The organism is Streptomyces liliifuscus (assembly GCF_016598615.1).
Lineage (GTDB): Bacteria > Actinomycetota > Actinomycetes > Streptomycetales > Streptomycetaceae > Streptomyces > Streptomyces liliifuscus.
This window is the reverse complement of sequence record NZ_CP066831.1, coordinates 2,250,560-2,266,669: the sequence shown is the minus strand read 5'-3', so window position 1 is coordinate 2,266,669 and position 16,110 is coordinate 2,250,560. Positions and strand designations below refer to the sequence as shown.

General features: G+C 71.2%; 11 protein-coding genes. 7 read left to right on the top strand and 4 right to left on the bottom strand.

The annotated features are described in order from the left end of the window. The first annotated feature begins 209 nt into the window (after positions 1–209). Positions 210–992 carry a TIM barrel protein gene (locus tag JEQ17_RS09655; protein ID WP_200394843.1) on the top strand — a complete coding sequence of 261 codons (783 nt, stop codon included), beginning with the start codon at positions 210–212 and terminating at the stop codon, positions 990–992. Positions 993–1,128: 136 nt separating this feature from the next. Further along, positions 1,129–2,166 carry a Gfo/Idh/MocA family oxidoreductase gene (locus tag JEQ17_RS09650; protein ID WP_200394842.1) on the top strand — a complete coding sequence of 346 codons (1,038 nt, stop codon included), beginning with the start codon at positions 1,129–1,131 and terminating at the stop codon, positions 2,164–2,166. Positions 2,167–2,245: 79 nt separating this feature from the next. Here JEQ17_RS09650 and JEQ17_RS09645 read toward each other — a convergent pair whose 3' ends face one another. Next, a complete protein-coding gene (locus JEQ17_RS09645; protein ID WP_200394841.1) occupies positions 2,246–2,608 on the bottom strand; it encodes a DUF952 domain-containing protein in 363 nt (120 codons plus the stop codon). A 226-nt stretch (positions 2,609–2,834) separates the two neighbouring features. On the opposite strand from JEQ17_RS09645, the gene JEQ17_RS09640 reads away from it, so the two are divergent. From JEQ17_RS09640 to fusA, 3 genes are all read left to right on the top strand, one after another. Then, positions 2,835–3,257 carry a PPOX class F420-dependent oxidoreductase gene (locus tag JEQ17_RS09640; protein WP_200394840.1) on the top strand — a complete coding sequence of 141 codons (423 nt, stop codon included), beginning with the start codon at positions 2,835–2,837 and terminating at the stop codon, positions 3,255–3,257. A 52-nt stretch (positions 3,258–3,309) separates the two neighbouring features. Further along, the gene (locus JEQ17_RS09635; protein WP_200394839.1) at positions 3,310–4,143 is read left to right on the top strand and encodes a DUF429 domain-containing protein; all 834 of its coding nucleotides are present in this window, start codon (positions 3,310–3,312) and stop codon (positions 4,141–4,143) included. A 370-nt stretch (positions 4,144–4,513) separates the two neighbouring features. Continuing rightward, complete coding sequence (fusA, locus tag JEQ17_RS09630; RefSeq protein ID WP_200394838.1) at positions 4,514–6,646, top strand: elongation factor G; 2,133 nt, start codon at positions 4,514–4,516, stop codon at positions 6,644–6,646. A gap of 195 nt (positions 6,647–6,841) precedes the next feature. Here the strand turns inward: fusA and JEQ17_RS09625 are convergent, their stop codons facing one another. Then, entirely contained in the window at positions 6,842–9,535 is a 2,694-nt protein-coding gene (locus JEQ17_RS09625; RefSeq protein WP_200394837.1) for a DUF7824 domain-containing protein, read from the bottom strand. Further along, complete coding sequence (locus JEQ17_RS09620; RefSeq protein ID WP_200401406.1) at positions 9,532–10,899, bottom strand: SWIM zinc finger family protein; 1,368 nt, start codon at positions 10,897–10,899, stop codon at positions 9,532–9,534. The genes JEQ17_RS09625 and JEQ17_RS09620 overlap by 4 nt, the downstream gene beginning before the upstream one ends. A 593-nt stretch (positions 10,900–11,492) precedes the next feature. On the opposite strand from JEQ17_RS09620, the gene JEQ17_RS09615 reads away from it, so the two are divergent. Beyond that, the gene (locus JEQ17_RS09615) at positions 11,493–13,499 is read left to right on the top strand and encodes a glycosyltransferase (RefSeq protein ID WP_200401405.1); all 2,007 of its coding nucleotides are present in this window, start codon (positions 11,493–11,495) and stop codon (positions 13,497–13,499) included. 29 nt (positions 13,500–13,528) lie between these two features. Next, on the top strand, positions 13,529–14,740 hold the full coding sequence (locus JEQ17_RS09610; RefSeq protein WP_200394836.1) for an LCP family protein: 1,212 nt from the start codon (positions 13,529–13,531) through the stop codon (positions 14,738–14,740). 92 nt (positions 14,741–14,832) lie between these two features. Here the strand turns inward: JEQ17_RS09610 and JEQ17_RS09605 are convergent, their stop codons facing one another. Continuing rightward, positions 14,833–16,026: a N(5)-(carboxyethyl)ornithine synthase gene (locus tag JEQ17_RS09605; protein ID WP_200394835.1), complete on the bottom strand. Its 1,194-nt coding sequence runs from the start codon at positions 16,024–16,026 to the stop codon at positions 14,833–14,835. Positions 16,027–16,110 lie beyond the last annotated feature (84 nt).

The following is a 16,110-nucleotide window of genomic DNA, read 5'->3' as shown; positions in this document are numbered from 1 at the left end:
GAGGGGCGCGCCCCGCCGAGCTGTCTGCTTCCGCCGACGATCGTAGACCAAGAGTGAACGTGCTGGTCGGAGAGAACTGCAACGTTCTAGCTCGGGGCCGTCCCGGAGCTTGACAGGGCGCCCCGGTGGCTGGCGTACTGCTACTCCCGACTGAACCTAGAACGTTCTAGTCGGGGGTGCCGTGGCGAACCGAGAGAGGGCGAGCAGCGATGTTCACGTTGGCGGTCTGTGCCGAGATGGTCTTCCGGGACCTGCCGATATCCGAGCGGGCAGGTCGCATTCACGACGCCGGATTCCAGGTCGAGATCTGGGACTGGACCCGGCACGACCTCGACGCCCTGGCCCGGACCCCGGCCGAGTTCTCCTCGATGACCGGCTACATCCGTGGCAGCCTCACCGACGAGGACGGGGCCGCCGAACTCCTGCGTACCGCCGAGGAGTCGGTCCGCGCGGCCGAGCAGCTCAGCTGCCCCCGGCTGAACCTCCACGGCACCGGCCTGGACGGCGAGGGCCTGCCCGTGGTGCCGGTGACGAGCGAGCCCACCGGCGAGATGTGGATCGCCGCCCACCGTACGCTCACCCGCCTCGCCGAGCTGGGTGAGAGCGCCGGGATCACCTTCACTCTGGAGAACCTCAACACCGCCGTGGACCACCCAGGGGTGCCGTTCGCCAAGGCCGCCGACACCCTGGCCCTGGTCGCCGCCGTGGACCGCCCCGGACTGCGGATGAACCTCGACCTCTACCACGCGCAGATCGGCGAGGGGAACCTCGTCGAACTGGTCCGCCGGGCCCACGGCCTGGGCCTGATCGGCGAGATCCAGGTCGCCGACGTTCCCGGCCGCTGCGAACCGGGGACGGGGGAGATCAACTACCCGGCCGTCGCGCGCGCCCTCGTCGACCTCGGCTATGAGGGAACCGTCGCCATGGAGGCATGGGCCTCCACCGACAGCGACCTTGCTCTGGAGAGGTTCCGCTCGGCCTTCACGCCCTGACGGCGCCGCAATTCCATACGGCGCTGCGATTCCGGGCGGCGCCGCAATTCCACACGGGCCGCGTTCCGCGTGGCACCGCATTCCACACGCGTCCCTTCCCGCCAACGCCCGCCCCGCAGACGTACGGAGAACCCGGATGACCACACACCAGCCTCTCGCCGTCGGCCTCATCGGTGCCGGCCGGATGGGCTCCTTCCACGCCGAGACGCTCGCCCGCCGCCTCCCCGGTGTCCGCCTCGCCGCCGTCGCCGACCCGGCGCCGGGCGCCGCGAACCAACTGGCGGACCGGCTCGCGGACCAACTCGGCCGTCCCACGGCGTACACCGAGATCGGCGAACTCCTCGCCGACCCGCGGATCGAGGCGGTGGTGATCGCGACGCCGGCCCGCACCCATGCCGAACTGGTCGTGGCGGCGGCCCGGGCGGGGAAGGCGGTCTACTGCGAGAAGCCCATGGCCGTCACCCTCGCGGATGCCGACCGGGCCATCGCCGCGGCTCGCGACGCGGGTGTGCCGCTCCAGGTGGGCTTCAACCGTCGTTACGACACCGGCTTCCGCGCCGCCCACGACAAGATCGGCGCCGGTGACATCGGCACACCCCAATTGCTGCGCTCACTCACCCGGGATCCCAGGCTCGACGACCCGTCCCGTATCCCGCCGTGGACGATCTTCCTCGAAACCCTGATCCACGACTTCGACGCCCTGCGCTTCCTCAACCCCGGCGCCGAACCGGTCGAGGTCTTCGCCTGGGCCGACGCCCTGGTCCGCCCCGACTTCAAGGACCGGGGCCTGCTCGACACCGCCGTGGTCACGATCCGCTTCGACAACGGCGCCCTCGCCACCGCAGAGGCCAACTTCCAGGCGGTGTACGGCTATGACGTGCGCGGCGAGGTCTTCGGCTCCGCCGGCATGCTCACCATGGGCGACATCCGCCGCACCCATCTCACCTCGTACGGCCCGGACGGCGCAGCCGCCGACTGCGTCACCTACGACCAGGACCTGTTCCACGACGCGTACGTGGCCGAACTCGCCGACTTCGCCGACAGCGTCCGTACCGGTCGCACCCCCTTCGCCACCGGCGAGGACGCCCGGGCCGCACTGTCCATCGCGCTCGCGGCCGTCCGGTCGGTCACCACCGGCGTCCCTGTCGGCATCGCGGAACTCAAGGGTGAGTAGGGCCGAGTGAGGGCGAGGGAGGCCAAGTCGGGCCGGGAAAAGCCATGTTGGGCGCCCGGAGTGCGGACTCGACGGACCGTCAGTTCAGGTCCTTGAGACCCGTCGCCCGGCCTTCCTCGTCCCACTGGATCTCCAGGACGCGTTCGACGGCGTCGCGGTTGAGGGGGCCGAACACGTGGGGGAACAGGACACCTTCGTCGACCCCCGGCGGCGGGGTGGGATCCGGCGCCTCCCATACGCACCTCGCGGCGAGCCGGTCCTCGTCGAGGAGCAGTGCCAGCAGGGGCCTCGGCGCGTCCCGGTAGAAGGCGTTGACCACGGCCAGCGTGGTCGTCTCGTCGGGCGAGCAGTGGACGAAACCGTCCTCCGCGAGGGAGGCGGGGGCGTACGGCTGGTCGGGACGGGCGGTCCAGTCACCGAGCGTCACAGCGTGGTAGATCATGGGCCGGTTATACAACGGCGGGCGGGCATACGGGCATATCGGAGGCCCCCCGAGCCGGTTCCACCGCCTGCGCCCCGGGAGGCGTCGCGGCTTCGGCCCCGGGATGTGGCAGCGTGGGTGTGTGCCCCCGTGGACCAGTTGACGAGCTTCAGTCGCCGGACGCCGGACGCCGGACGCACGGGGCGGGGCCGTGCGGAACGTGAAGCCATGACGCAGAGGAGAGTTCGTGTCGAAGCCGCCGCTTCCCGAGGCCGTGGTCGCCATGCTGAGGAAGCCCAACCCCGCCGTCATCGCCACCCTCCGGTCCGATGGACAGCCGGTGTCCGCGGCCACCTGGTACCTCTGGGACGACGGGCGCGTGCTGGTCAACATGGACGAGGGCCGCAAGCGGCTCGACCACATCCGCAACGACCCGCGGGTCACCCTGACCGTGCTGGACGAGTCCGGCTGGTACACCCATGTGACCCTCATCGGCCGTGTCGCCGAACTGCGCGACGACGAGGGCCTGGCCGACATCGACCGGCTGTCCACGCAATACCTGGGCCACGCGTACACGAGCCGGAAACGCCGCCGGATCAGCGCGTGGATCGAGATCGACCGCTGGCACGGCTGGGGCAGTCACAAGGACAGCAACCAGGCGATGGGCTAGCCAGGACCTGCCGCCCTGCGCGACGGAGTCCGATGTCTGGTACCACCGACGCATGGGGATGGAGCGGTTCATAGGTATCGACCTCGCCTGGTCGCACGGCGGGGCGCGGGTCAAGCCCAACGAGACCGGGGTGGCCGCCGTCGACGGCCGCGGCGTGGTGATCGACTGCGGCTGGACGCGCGGGGTCGAGGAGACGCTGGAGTGGCTTGCCGGGACAGCCGTCGACGGATCGACCCTGGTCTTCGTCGACGCGCCGCTGGTCGTCGACAACCCGGCCGGCCAGCGGCCGTGCGAGCGTGACGTCGGCCGACGGTACGGGCGTTGGAAGGTGAGCGCGAACAGCACCAACCAGGGCTCTCCCCGCCAGGCCGGCGTCCTGCTGCGGAAAAGACTGCAGGAGTCCGGCTGGGCCTACGACGACGGCAGGGGCGGGCCCCCGACCGACGGCCTGGTCATGTCCGAGTGCTATCCGTACACGACCCTGGTCGGCGCCGAGGAGTTCGGCTACAGCCAGGAACGCCCCAGGTACAAGCGGCCGGGACGGAGACCGCAGCAGGGGTGGCGTGCGACTCGGGCGGCCACGTGCGACGAACTGATCGCGCGTCTCTCGGGCCTGGCCGAGGCCGATCCGCCGCTGCTCCTCGATTCCCACCCGGTGTCCCGGCAACTCGTGACCGAGCCCTCACCGGAGCGCGACGCCCTCTACAAGCACCGCGAAGACCTCATCGACGCCCTGCTCTGCGCGTGGACGGCGGCCCTGTGGTCCCGACACGGCCTGACACGCTGCCAGGTGCTCGGCACGGACAGCCTCGCACCGCCCGGCCACGCCCCCACCATCATCGCGCCCGCCCGTCCGGAACAGCGGCGGGGCGAGGCGACGAACTGAGCCCCGGAAAACCCGGTGCCGCGCCCCCGCCTGGTTCCCTAGACTCGCCCCACAACGCGCGCCGCACACCAACGTGGCGCGTCCCGTGACCAATTGAGGGGAGCCCGGCCATGCGTTACCGCACCGCTGTTGTTGTTCCCCCGTCGCGGTACGAGGTGATCCTCGTGTCTTCGGGTGTCCGGTGTCGGCTGCGCGGCCGGCCCCGGATGACCCTGACGAACGCCTGATCTCCGCACGCCCCACCCCCGCCCCGCATGCCCGTCCGCTTGCGGTTTGCGGCCGCGCGGGTTCCGGAGTGCCCGCAGGTCATGGCCCGTTCGTCAGGGAATTGCGCCGACCCCTTCTGGAACATCCTGAAAGGCCATGGGCCGTGCGTACCGAACCCCACCGAAATCCCGTCAACCCACTGACCACCGTCCGCAATCTGGGCATCCTCGCCCACGTGGACGCCGGGAAGACCACCGTCACCGAGCGGATCCTGTATGTCACCGGGACCACGCACAAGCGGGGCGAGGTCCATGACGGCACGACCGTCACCGACTTCGACTCCCAGGAGCGGGACCGGGGGATCACCATCTTTGCCGCGGCCGTGAGTTGTGGCTGGGACGGGCATCGGATCAACCTCATCGACACTCCGGGGCACGTCGACTTCTCCGACGAGGTCGCACGTTCGCTGCGGGTGCTCGACGGGGCGATCGCGGTGTTCGACGCCGTCGCGGGCGTCGAGCCGCAGAGCGAGTCCGTATGGCGCCAGGCCGACCGGTACGGGGTTCCGCGCATCGCCTTCGTCAACAAGCTGGACCGGGCCGGCGCCGACCTCGACACGGCTGTCGAGTCGATCCGGCAGCGGCTGCACCCGGCCCCGCTGGTCGTCCAGTTGCCGATCGGCGCCGAGGACGGGTTCGGCGGGGTCGTCGATCTGCTGCGTATGCGGGCGTTGGTCTGGGCCGAAGGCCGTGACTCGGTCGAGGAGAGGCCCGTACCCGATGCGCTGGTCGACGAGGCCCAGCGGCGGCGTCGAGTGCTGGAAGAAGCGGTTGCCGAACTTCATCCCGGAGCGCTGGAGGAGTTCTGCGCGGAGTCGGCCGTCTCCGCGCGGACCCTCGAAGGCGCGCTGCGCGACCTGACCCGTACCGGTGACGGGGTGGTCGTGCTGTGCGGCTCGGCCTACCGCAACCGGGGGATCGAGCCGCTGCTGGACGCCGTGGTGGCCTACCTGCCCTCGCCGTTGGACGTACCCGCCGTGCGCGGTGTCCGGGACGGGGACGGAGGAGAGGAGGAGCGGGCTGCCGACCCCGCGGCGCCGTTCGCGGCACTGGCGTTCAAGGTGAACGCCACGGCCACCGGGCGGCTGACCTGTCTGCGGGTGTACTCGGGAACGATCCGGAAGGGAGAAGCTGTGACCGTGTGGGACGCCGGCGCGCCGCGTACCGAGCGGATCGGGCGGATCCTGCGCGTCCAGGCCGACCGGCACGCCCAGTTGGACCGGGCGGTGGCCGGGGACATCGTCGCGGTGGTCGGGCTGAAGACGGCCCGCGCCGGTGCGACCGTGTGCGCGCCCGGAGCCCCGCTGGTCCTCGAACCGCCGACCACGGCCGAGCCGGTCGTCTCCGTGGCGGTCGAGGCCCGTGCCCGTACGGACACGGACCGTCTGGTGTCGGCGTTGGCGCGGCTGGTCGAGGAGGACCCCTCGCTGGTCGTCCGGACCGACCCCGAGACCGGACAGACACTGCTGTCCGGCATGGGCGAACTGCATCTGGAGGTGGCGGTGGAGAAGATCCGGCGCGCCCACGAGCTGGACGTCCGGGTCGGCCGGCCGAAGGTGGCGTACCGGGAGACCGTCGTACGTGGGGTCACGGGACACGTCCACCGGCACGTCAAACAGGACGGCGGCGCGGGGCAGTTCGCGCATGTCGTCCTCGACGTGGAACCCCTGCCGGACGCCTCGGACGCGGCCGGTGACAGTGCGACGGGCTTCGAGTTCCGGTCGGTCGTCGTCGGCGGACGTGTACCGCAGGAGTATGTGCGGGCGGTGGAGGCCGGTTGCCGGGACGCGCTGGGCGAAGGGCCGCTCGGCGGTCATCAGGTGACCGGGCTGCGGGTGGTCCTGACCGACGGCGCGACCCATTCGAAGGACTCTTCGGAGATGGCGTTCCGGACGGCCGGACGGCAGGCGCTCCGGGAGGCACTGCGCGCCTGCGCGATGGTCCTCCTGGAACCGGTGGTCGAGGTCACGGTCACCGTGCCCGAGGACTTCCTCGGCGGGGTGCTCGGCGACCTGGCGGCGCGGCGCGGACGGGTCACCGACTCGACCACGCGCGGGGGAGCGGGAACGGGAGCGGGCACGGCGGTGCTCACCGCCACCGTGCCCCTGGCCGAGCTGTTCGGCTACGCGACCCGGCTGCGCAGCCGGACGCAGGGCCGGGGAGTCTTCACCACCCGGCCCACCGGCTACGCCCCCGCTCCGGCAACGGTGTCGGCATCGGCGGAGGCTTCGGCATGAGTTCGGTTGCCGACGGGACACCTCGCCGGTAGCCGGAGCCGCGGTCCGGTCCCGCCCGCGACGACGGTCCTGCCCGCGACGACGGTCCTGCCCGCGACGACGGTCCCGCCCGCAACGACGGTCCTGCCCGTACGCGGGCGGGACCGTCACTCCGCCGGATCCATCGGACCCGGCGGGCGCGTACCGGCGTCCTCGTCAGCGCAACGCGTCGCGCAGCAACCGCGCGTTCTTCACCGCCTGGCTCGATCCCTTGCGGTCGGCCAGCGCCGTGACCTCGGCGATCTCTCCCTTGGCGCCACACCGGGAAGCGCACTCGACGGCGAGTGCCAGCAGAGCTGCCGTGCCCCGGACCTGGGTGTCGCCCAGGAGACCGGGCAGGGCGGCTCGGAGTACGGACCACACGGTGGCGTACGCGCCCGTCTCGGCGGCGGCTCGCAGCGAGCCGCTTGCCTTGTCCGCGTTGGACAACCCGTGGTTCAGCAGCGCCTCCGACTGCCGTCCGAGCAGGTCCGTGTCCAGCTGCTTCCGTGCGGCGAGTACCAGCATGGCGTCCACCACCGCGTCGCCGTCAATCTGCTGGAGCAGTCCGAACGCGAGGGCGAGGTGCACGGCGTAACCCGCCGGCCCGCCGGACTCCGCGACATACGGCAGGTTGCGGGGCCACCCACGGTGGGACATGCGCGGCTCGAAGTAGTCGCGTGCCATCAACTCGTCGCGGTGATGCGGCAGTTGGGCCACCCAGAAGGGTGCCATCGGGTCGGACAGGCCCGAGTTGCCGACGTACGGCCCGATCAGGGCCGCGGCGACCCGCGGGAGCGGGGGATCGATGTCGACTCCGGGGTATGCGGGTGTCCACCACCCCTGCGACGCGGGCTTCGGCGGCTTGCAGTGGGGCCACCCCTTCGGCTCCGAGTCCTGGTGTGCCGGGCCGCCCTCGCGCAGCCAGCGGGCCAGCCGTCGTCCGGCGTCGGAGGCGAGTGACTCGGCCGCGCGGAGCACCTGTTGGTCCGCTGTCGGCGTGACCCGCAGCAGAGCCTGTGCCAGGTCGACGGGCGCGGGGGTGACACCGAGCTCGTCGAGCGCCGAGATCCGCTCCACCAGTACGGCGGCGTCCAGCGCGCCGGTGGCGAAGGTCGGCACGGCCAGCAGGAACGGCTGGGTGCCGGACTCGATGACCTCCATCGCCTCGGCCAGGCGTGCCGCGAGCATCGAGCCGGCCAGCGAGTAGCTGCGGCTCGGGGCGGTCCGGTTGATGTGGACGGCCCGGTGCATGATGGCGACGCGGCTTCTCGGCTCGTCGCCGCGCAGCGCGCGCGCCACGTCGTAGAGGTCGGACTGCACCCAGTCGACATTGCTCTTCGGTTCCGTGCGCATGACCGGCTTCAGTACCTCGGCCAGTGCGGTTCGGTCGAGGTGGGCGTGCCGGACCAGTCCGTCCAGGGCGCGCTCGAACGCCACCACGTCCTGGTCGTTCGCGACGACCGCCGCGACCTCCTGCGCGACCTCGACGGCCGTCGCGATGGGGCCCGGCACCGGGCGCGGCTCGGGCACGGCGGGCAGTACGTCGGCGTACGGCTGCTCGGTGCCGGCGTCCTGCGGTGCGCCGGGCTGTCGGGGTGTGCCGAACAGTTCGGCGGCTCGCGCCGACAGCCCCGGGCTGAGCTGTTCGGCGGCCGTCCGCAGCTCCCGCAGCACCGAGTCGTCGGCGGCCTTGAGGTGTTTTGCGATCAGCTTGAGCGCCTGCTCCTGCAGCGTCATCTCCCGGTGACCGAACGTCGCCGCCGCGTCGACCAGAGCACGGCCTGCCCGCGCCGGATCCCGCCGCACCACCCGGTCGAGCCACCCGAGTTGGGCGCGCACCAGCTTCTTCTCCGGTCGGAGCAGGACCCGTTCGCACGCCTCGGTGAACAACTCGGGCTCCAGCAGCCCCGCTTCGTCCAGCCCGATCAGCATTTCCTGGGCGTACGTGGCGACGGGCAACGACCGGTCGAGCAACGCCAGGTAGTCCCGCACCACGAGCGCCTTTTCGGCCGGTGTGGGGGCCAAGGCCCGCAGGAACACCATGAAGGGCGCGATCTCCATGCGCGTACCGTCTTCGAGGAGACGCCCGAGAAGATGCTCGACCAGCGCGGTGCGTTCGCGGGCCACCGCGGCGTGTTCGGCAGGGGTGAGCGCGAGTGCTTCCAGCGTGACCACCGCCTGCGCCCCGTGCGGCGGATCGCCGACCATGTCCGCGAAGAGGTTGTGGATCAGCTCGGCACGGTCGACGACGCCTTCGGCAGCGAGGCCGACGAGCGCTTCCAGCGGCCGTTCCGACGTGTGCGGGGCGAAGACGAGGCGCCCTGGTCGGGCCACGGCCAGTGGAAGGAGCTTCGGGGTGAAGTCGTCTCCGCGCAGCCGCTCCAGGAAGTCGGTACCGGGTGCTCCGCCCAGCACCCGCGGCTGCCGCTCCGGGCTGTCGGCGCGGTCGTACAGCCACGCCAGGACGAACTCGTGCGAGGTCGGCAGCGGACAGCCGGTGTCGCGGACGAGGTGCTCGGTGACCGCGAACACCGCGCCGGCGGTCGTCGCCCGTTCGCCGAGCTGCGCGACCAACTCGGTCCGCCATGCGACTGGGTACAGGTCCAGGAGGTCCACGGTCCAGGCGTCCATCGTGAAGTACGCGTACGACCGGATCCAGGCCGCCGTGGCCTCGGGGGTGACCTGACACCCCAGTCGGGCGGCGAACATGGCGATCCTCTGCGCCTCCGTGCTCTCACGCCGGGCGATGACCTCGAAGTGGGCTGTCAACTCGGTGGCGCACGCCCCTCGCTGATCCGGCGTCAGCGCACCCAGTTCCCGCACCACTCCGGCGACGTCGCCGGCTTCCACGAGCTCGATCAGCTTCATCGTGCCGCCTTCGTCGTCGTGTCCCTGACCATGCTCACCGCGAGCGCGTGCTTGCACGGGCCGCGTCCTCCCCGGTACTTCGCCCACCACAGACAGGTGCAGCTCAGTCGTCCCGTGTCGTCGGCGCGGACCACATGGACGTGATCGCCCTTCCCGACCCGCGCAAGGGCGCCGTCGAGGCGGACCGCCCCCTCCGCGACCAGCGCCCGCGCACCGCGCAGCCGGGGATTGCGTGCCTCCGCACCGCCCGCCGAGAACGGCAGGTGCCGATGGAAGTGAGCCTCCTCCGCGAGGTCGTAGCCGATCTGTCCGGAGGTCCCCAGCACCGTCAGCGCGGCGCGCACCCGCTCGGCGGGCAGGCGGGCCTGCCTGGACAGCTCGTCCACGTCGATCCTCGGCTCCCAGGCCAGCAGCGCGGAGACCAGGTCCGCGTCGTCCGCCGCCGCACCCGTGGCGAGATCGTGCAGTACGCCGCCTTCGCCGGAGAACCCCCGCGAGGCGTTCTGGGAGAGCATCAACGTCAGCCGCATTCCCGGCAGTTGCACCTCCCAGACGACGGCTGCCGCATCGGACTCCGCGCGGACCGGGGCGTACACCCGCACGGTCGTCGCGTGGCGCAGCACCTGCTGGAGCGCCGGCAGTCGTTCGGGGCCCGGCAGGCACACGGCGTCCGGTGACGGTCGGCTCGTCGGGCGCAGGGTGCGGCCGCCCACGGGCACCACCCAACGCGTCGTACGGGCACTGGACCGGAGGGTGGGGCGTGGCAGTGTCCGCACGAAGGCGGACGCCTCCGTCGCCGGGATCTCCGCGCGCAGGGTGAAGCCCGCCGCGAGCACCTGGGCCTCGGCGAAACCACGTAACCAGCGTTCGGGCAGCGGGACTTGCTTCTCCACGAACTGTCCGTCGAGTGTCGTGACCTCCAACTTGCCCGGTCCGACGGTCAGTTGCAGGGGGTCGAGTCCGCCGATCCTGGCGAGGGCCCTGCGGAGCGGGGAGTTGATGTCGACGTTGGTGGTCCCGTGGCCGACGTCGTCACCGTCGAGACCGGGAGCGAGGACGTCGAGGCGCGCGTACACCCCGCAGCAGCCGGAGAAGGACTCCATCCGCAGCCGGTCTCCGTCGGCCGTCACCACCGGGTCCAGCGAGGCGGACGCCGTCGGCTGGTAGTAGCGGGTGGCCGCCACGTCGGCGACCGTCAGCAGCGCCGCCGCGGCGGCGGCCGGCGCGGTCAGGAACCCGTGGAAGAACCGCGGGTTGGCGACCTCGCCTGCCGGGGTCGCGCCGCCCGAGGTCTCCAGCGCGAGGGTGCGTCCGGCCGCGGACTCGCTGACGGCCGAGGGTTGTAAGTAGGTGTACGAATGTATGAGTGATGTCACGCGGCCACGCTAAGGCCGGCCACTGACAAGGGCGGTCGCGTCACCGAGGAACCCCGGTTCGCCACCTCGGCCGCGGGGCGGGGCGTGCCACGTCTCACCCGGCTCCCCCACCCATGTCTGTTCGACTCGTGCGGCACACCCTGGAGGAGAAAGCCCGACGCCCGGCACCTCCCGAAAACGCTTGCCCCGCTTGCCTCTTGACGAAGGTCGGGCGGGGCGCGCTCACGGTCGTGACAGGATTCGCCGCTTTTCTGTGAGGCTCGCTGTTGCGGCCGTGCAGTCGCAAAGCTGTGACTAGACTCGCGCCCCATGCGTAGCGCCAGCCCCATCCGGCAGTGGAAGACGACATCCCCTCGCGCATCGCGCGCCGACGTTCACGGCTGGAGAAGAACGACCCGGCACATGGACCCCCGAGGCGGCCGGACGCGCCTCGACCTGCCGGGGGAGCACGCCGGACACACCGCTCGCGAGCCGTACCGCATACCCGCCGAGAGGGGGGACGACGGCCCGTGAAGGCTCGGCACAAGCAGTCCCGTGACCCCCGCGCACACTGGCTGCTACTGATCCTCGTCCTGCCCGCCATGTTCGCGGCCCTGCTCTTCGAGGGCTGGACGAACCACGAGGTGGACGCCGCGACGACGAAGTCCGCGTGCACCTCACCCGCACCCGATGCCGTGGCCGCCGGCGGTCCCGTGGTGGGGATCAACGGCAACGGGATACAGACCGGCTCGATGCCCGCCCGCACCGTCGCGCTCACCTTCGACGGCGGCCCCGATCCCGTGTGGACCCCGCGCCTGCTCGACCTGCTGCGACAGCACCGGGCCCGCGCCACCTTCTTCCTCTTCGGCTCCCAGGCGGCCCGCCATCCGGACCTGGTGCGGCGGATCCGCGCCGAGGGACACGAGATCGGCTCGAACACCTACACCGGGGGCGCCCTCGGTGAGGCGTCGTCCGTCCGCTTCGCCGCCGAACTGGACCTGACCCAGGCCGCGTTGGCGGGCACCACCGGCATCCGCACCAATCTGCTGCGGATGCCGCGGACCACCTCGCCCGACACCCTCTGCGGCCGCGAGTGGACCGCCGCGCGGCGCGCCGCCGCCCAGGGATACGTCCTCGTCGCCGCCGACAAGGGGTCCCGGAAACCGGCTCAGGGCCTGGTCCGACAGCTCAGCCAGACGGCGACCGCGTACCGGGAGACGGAGAAGCTGCTCAAGAACCCGGGCGTCGACCGCTTCACCACCGTCTCGGCCGGCCTCCGCCTGACCCCGTACGAGCCGGTCTCGGCCGTGGAGCGATGGCGCGGTACGGCCCTCGTCTGGGCCACCACCCTCGGGCGCGCGTTCTCGAACGCGATGACCTGGATACTCGGTATCGCGGGTGCTCTCGGGGTGCTGCGCCTTGTGCTGCTCGTCGTCTTCGCCCGGGCGCACGTCCGCCGGCTCGAACGCTCCCGGCCCGGCGCGCCCTGGCTGCGGGAGGTCACCGAACCGGTGTCGGTGCTCGTGCCCGCCTACAACGAAGAGGCCGGGATCGAGTCCACCGTCCGTTCGCTGCTCGCCTCCGACTATCCGCAACTGCAGATCATCGTCATCGACGACGGCTCCACGGACCGTACGGCCGAACTCGCCGAAGGCATCGAGGATCCGCGCGTGCTGGTGGTCCGCAAGCCCAACGGGGGCAAGGCCGAGGCCCTCAACACCGGTCTGGCACACGCGAGTCACGACATCCTGGTCATGGTCGACGCCGACACCGTCTTCGAACCGGACGCCATCCACCACCTGGTCCAGCCGCTCGCGCACCCCGCCGTGGGCGCGGTCAGCGGCAACACGAAGGTCGGCAACCGGCGGGGCCTGCTCGCCAAGTGGCAGCACCTGGAGTACTGCTTCGGCTTCAACCTCGACCGCCGGATGTTCGAGGTGCTGGAGTGCATGACCACCGTCCCCGGCGCCATCGGGGCGTTCCGCCGGGACGCGCTCATCGGCGTCGGCGGGGTCAGCGACGACACCCTCGCCGAGGACACCGACCTGACGATGGCCCTGTGGCGGGCGGGCTGGCGGGTGCTCTACGAGGAGTCCGCCGTCGCCTGGACCGAAGTGCCCACCTCGCTGCGGCAGTTGTGGCGTCAGCGCTACCGCTGGTGCTTCGGCACGATCCAGTCGATGTGGAAGCACCGCGGTGCCGTCCTGGAGATGGGCGTCGCGGGACGCTTCGGCCGGCGCGGACTCACCTACCTCGCGCTCTTTCAGGTCGCCCTGCCGCTGCTCGCGCCGGTCATCGATGTATTCGCCCTGTACGGCGTGCTGTTCCTCGACCCGCTCACGTCGGCCGGGGTGTGGTTCGGCTTCATGGGCGTCCAACTGGTCTGTGCCGGTTACGCGTTGAAGCTCGACGGCGAGCGCGTACGGACCTTGTGGTGGATGCCGTTCCAACTCGTCGTCTACCGGCAGCTGATGTACCTGGTCGTCATCCAGTCCGTGGTCGCCGTGCTCCTCGGCAGCCGGCTGAAGTGGCAGCGGATGAAGCGTTCGGGCACGGCCGCTGAACAGATCGAGGGTCCGACGCCGTATAAGAGCGTGCCGACGAGATGACCCCATGTGGTGAGGGACTGGACAGGCCGATGAGCGAAGGGACCGACCTGCCGGTGGGCTACGACCGGAGCGGTGGAGCGACTCGACCGCCCAGTGCCGTCACGGGCCGGGTGGCACGCGGAAACGCGTCCCCGCCCTCGACACGTACGGCACCACTGCCGGGCATGCCCTCACCCGCCACCCCGGGACGCACCGGGCACGGACGCCGGCCGCCGGGGGGCGAGGGAGGCGGCAGGTCTCCCAAGCCGCCCCCCACCCGGCGCCGCAAGGTCACGAGGCTCGCGATCCTCCTGGTCGTCGCGCTGGTGGCGTCCGCCGCCGGGACGTATGTGTGGGCCGACACCAAGCTCGACCAGGAGGTCGACCTCGGTGCGCTGCGGGACCGCCCGCAGGAGGGAAAGGGCACCAACTACCTGATCGTGGGCTCCGACAGCCGCGCCGGTCTGTCCGAGCAGGCCAGGAAGAGCCTGCGCACCGGCTCGGCCGAGGGCCGCCGCACCGACTCGATGATCCTGCTGCACACCGGCGCGAACGGCACCACGATGATGAGCCTGCCGCGCGACTCGTGGGTGACGGTCCCGCCGTACGTCCGCCCCGAGACCGGCAGGAGCTATCGTGCCGAGCCGAACAAGCTGAACGCGGCGTTCTCGCTGGGTGGCCCCGACCTGCTCGTGCGGGCCGTGGAACGCAACACCGGGCTGCACATCGACCACTACGCGGAGATCGGCTTCGCGGGCTTCGTCGGGGTGGTGGACGCGGTCGGCGGTGTGGACATGTGCCTGGACCGTGCCGTCAAGGACGAGAAGTCCGGCGCGGACCTGCGCCAGGGCTGCCAGACCCTCGACGGCGCCGAGGCGCTGGCGTTCGTCCGGCAGCGCAAGCAGGAGGCCGAGGGCGACCTGGGCCGCACCCGCAACCAGCAGAAGTTCCTGACCGCGCTCGCCAAGAAGGCGGTCACCCCGGGCACGCTCCTCAACCCGTCCAGGTCCTTCCCGACACTCGGCGCGGGCCTCGACACGCTCGTGGTCGACAAGGACACGGGCCTGCGGGACCTCATGTCGCTGTTCCAGGCGATGCAGAGTGTCTCGGCGGGCAACGGCAGGCAGATCAACGTGCCCGTCTCCGACCCGGGCTTCGCCACCTCAAAGGGCAGCGCCGTGAAGTGGGACGACCGTCGGGCCCAGCAGCTCTTCGCGGAACTGCGGGACGACCGGCCGGTGACGCTCCCGCCCGGGAAGTGACCTGCCCGGTTCGGGGAGCGCCGGTCCGGCCGACCGGACATGTGTCGCGCCGGACGGCCGGAGATGTGTCGCGCCGGACGGCCGGAGGTGGGTCAGACCGGCTGTGCGGAGGAGCGCAGCGCCGGGGCGAGGACCGGGTCCGGCATCTCGCGGGTGTGGGGGAACTCCGCCGCCCGGTGCTGGAACGAGAGGATCTTCGGGTTCAGGACGACGCCGTCGCGGATCTCGATGGCGTTGCTGATCGTGGCGTCCGCCTCCCATGCGGCGGGCCCGCTCATCACCTTGCGCAGATAGGGGAGGAGCGCCTCACTGATCTCCCACGTGGCCGAGTTCCACAGGTGGGACGGGCTGTGGTCCACCCCGTAGTAGTGGCAGCCGGGACCGACCGTGGGCATCGGATCGCCGAAGGTCGTCGGGCGGGCCCAGGTGAAGCCCATGCCCTCGTCGCAGGCGACGTCGACGAAGAAGGTCCCCGGCTTGAACAGGGCCAGCTCCTCGTCGGTGACGAACGTCAGCGGCGCGTCGGTGTCCTGCCGGATGCAGTTGACGATGATGTCGAAGCCGGACAGGTACTCCGCGAGCGGTACGGGGCCGAGCCCGGTGAGCGCCTGCAGTCGCGTGGGATCGTCCGCACGCTCCTCGAAGTGGCCCATCACGACGGACGGCATGGGCGAGGCAACCGCCGCCGCGGCGCGCTGGGTGAGCACCGTGACGTCGGAGACCCCCATGGCGCCCAGACCCGTGACCGCTCCGCGTGCCGTGGCGCCGAAGCTGATGACCACCGCGCGCATCCGCCGCCCGTAGCTGCCGGTCAGCCCGCCGAGCTGCAGGGCGTGCAGCACCGAGCAGTAGCCCGCGAGCTCGTTGTTCTTGTGGAACACATGGACACTGAAGGCGCCCGTGGACGTCCAGTGGTTCATGGCCTCCCAGGCGATGAGCGTCAGCTGGCGGTCGATGCCGAGCTGGGTCATCGTCTCGTCCTGGACGCAGTGCGGCCATCCCCACAGCACCTGGCCCTGGCGCAGTGCGGCGACGTCGTCGTGCATCGGCTTGGGCAGCAGCAACACATCGCACTCGTCGAGGAGTTGCTCGCGGGGGAGCAGGCCCGCCACCTGGGGCCGCAGCGCATCGTCCGCGACGCCGAACCGTTCGCCGTAGCCCTGTTCGAGGAAGATCTTCTCGCGTACGTCGGGTGCGATCCGGCCGAGGTGGGCCGGGTGCAACGGCAGGCGGAACTCGTTTTCCTTGTGGGAGGAGGCGAGTACTCCGAGACTCAGCAGGCTCATGCGCTTCCTCATCATCATTTCGTTCGTGTCATGGCGTTCGCGCCAGATCGTTCTCGTCGTGCTGCGTGCTGCGTGCTGCGTGCG

Bases quoted from the DNA above. Each gene is read 5' to 3' on its own strand.
- JEQ17_RS09635 (WP_200394839.1), top strand. From the start codon at position 3,310: ATGGGGATGGAGCGGTTCATAGGTATCGACCTCGCCTGGTCGCACGGC.
- JEQ17_RS09615 (WP_200401405.1), top strand. From the start codon at position 11,493: ATGTTCGCGGCCCTGCTCTTCGAGGGCTGGACGAACCACGAGGTGGAC.
- JEQ17_RS09645 (WP_200394841.1), bottom strand. From the start codon at position 2,608: ATGATCTACCACGCTGTGACGCTCGGTGACTGGACCGCCCGTCCCGAC.
- JEQ17_RS09650 (WP_200394842.1), top strand. From the start codon at position 1,129: ATGACCACACACCAGCCTCTCGCCGTCGGCCTCATCGGTGCCGGCCGG.
- JEQ17_RS09625 (WP_200394837.1), bottom strand. From the start codon at position 9,535: ATGAAGCTGATCGAGCTCGTGGAAGCCGGCGACGTCGCCGGAGTGGTG.
- JEQ17_RS09655 (WP_200394843.1), top strand. From the start codon at position 210: ATGTTCACGTTGGCGGTCTGTGCCGAGATGGTCTTCCGGGACCTGCCG.
- JEQ17_RS09610 (WP_200394836.1), top strand. From the start codon at position 13,529: ATGAGCGAAGGGACCGACCTGCCGGTGGGCTACGACCGGAGCGGTGGA.
- JEQ17_RS09605 (WP_200394835.1), bottom strand. From the start codon at position 16,026: ATGAGCCTGCTGAGTCTCGGAGTACTCGCCTCCTCCCACAAGGAAAAC.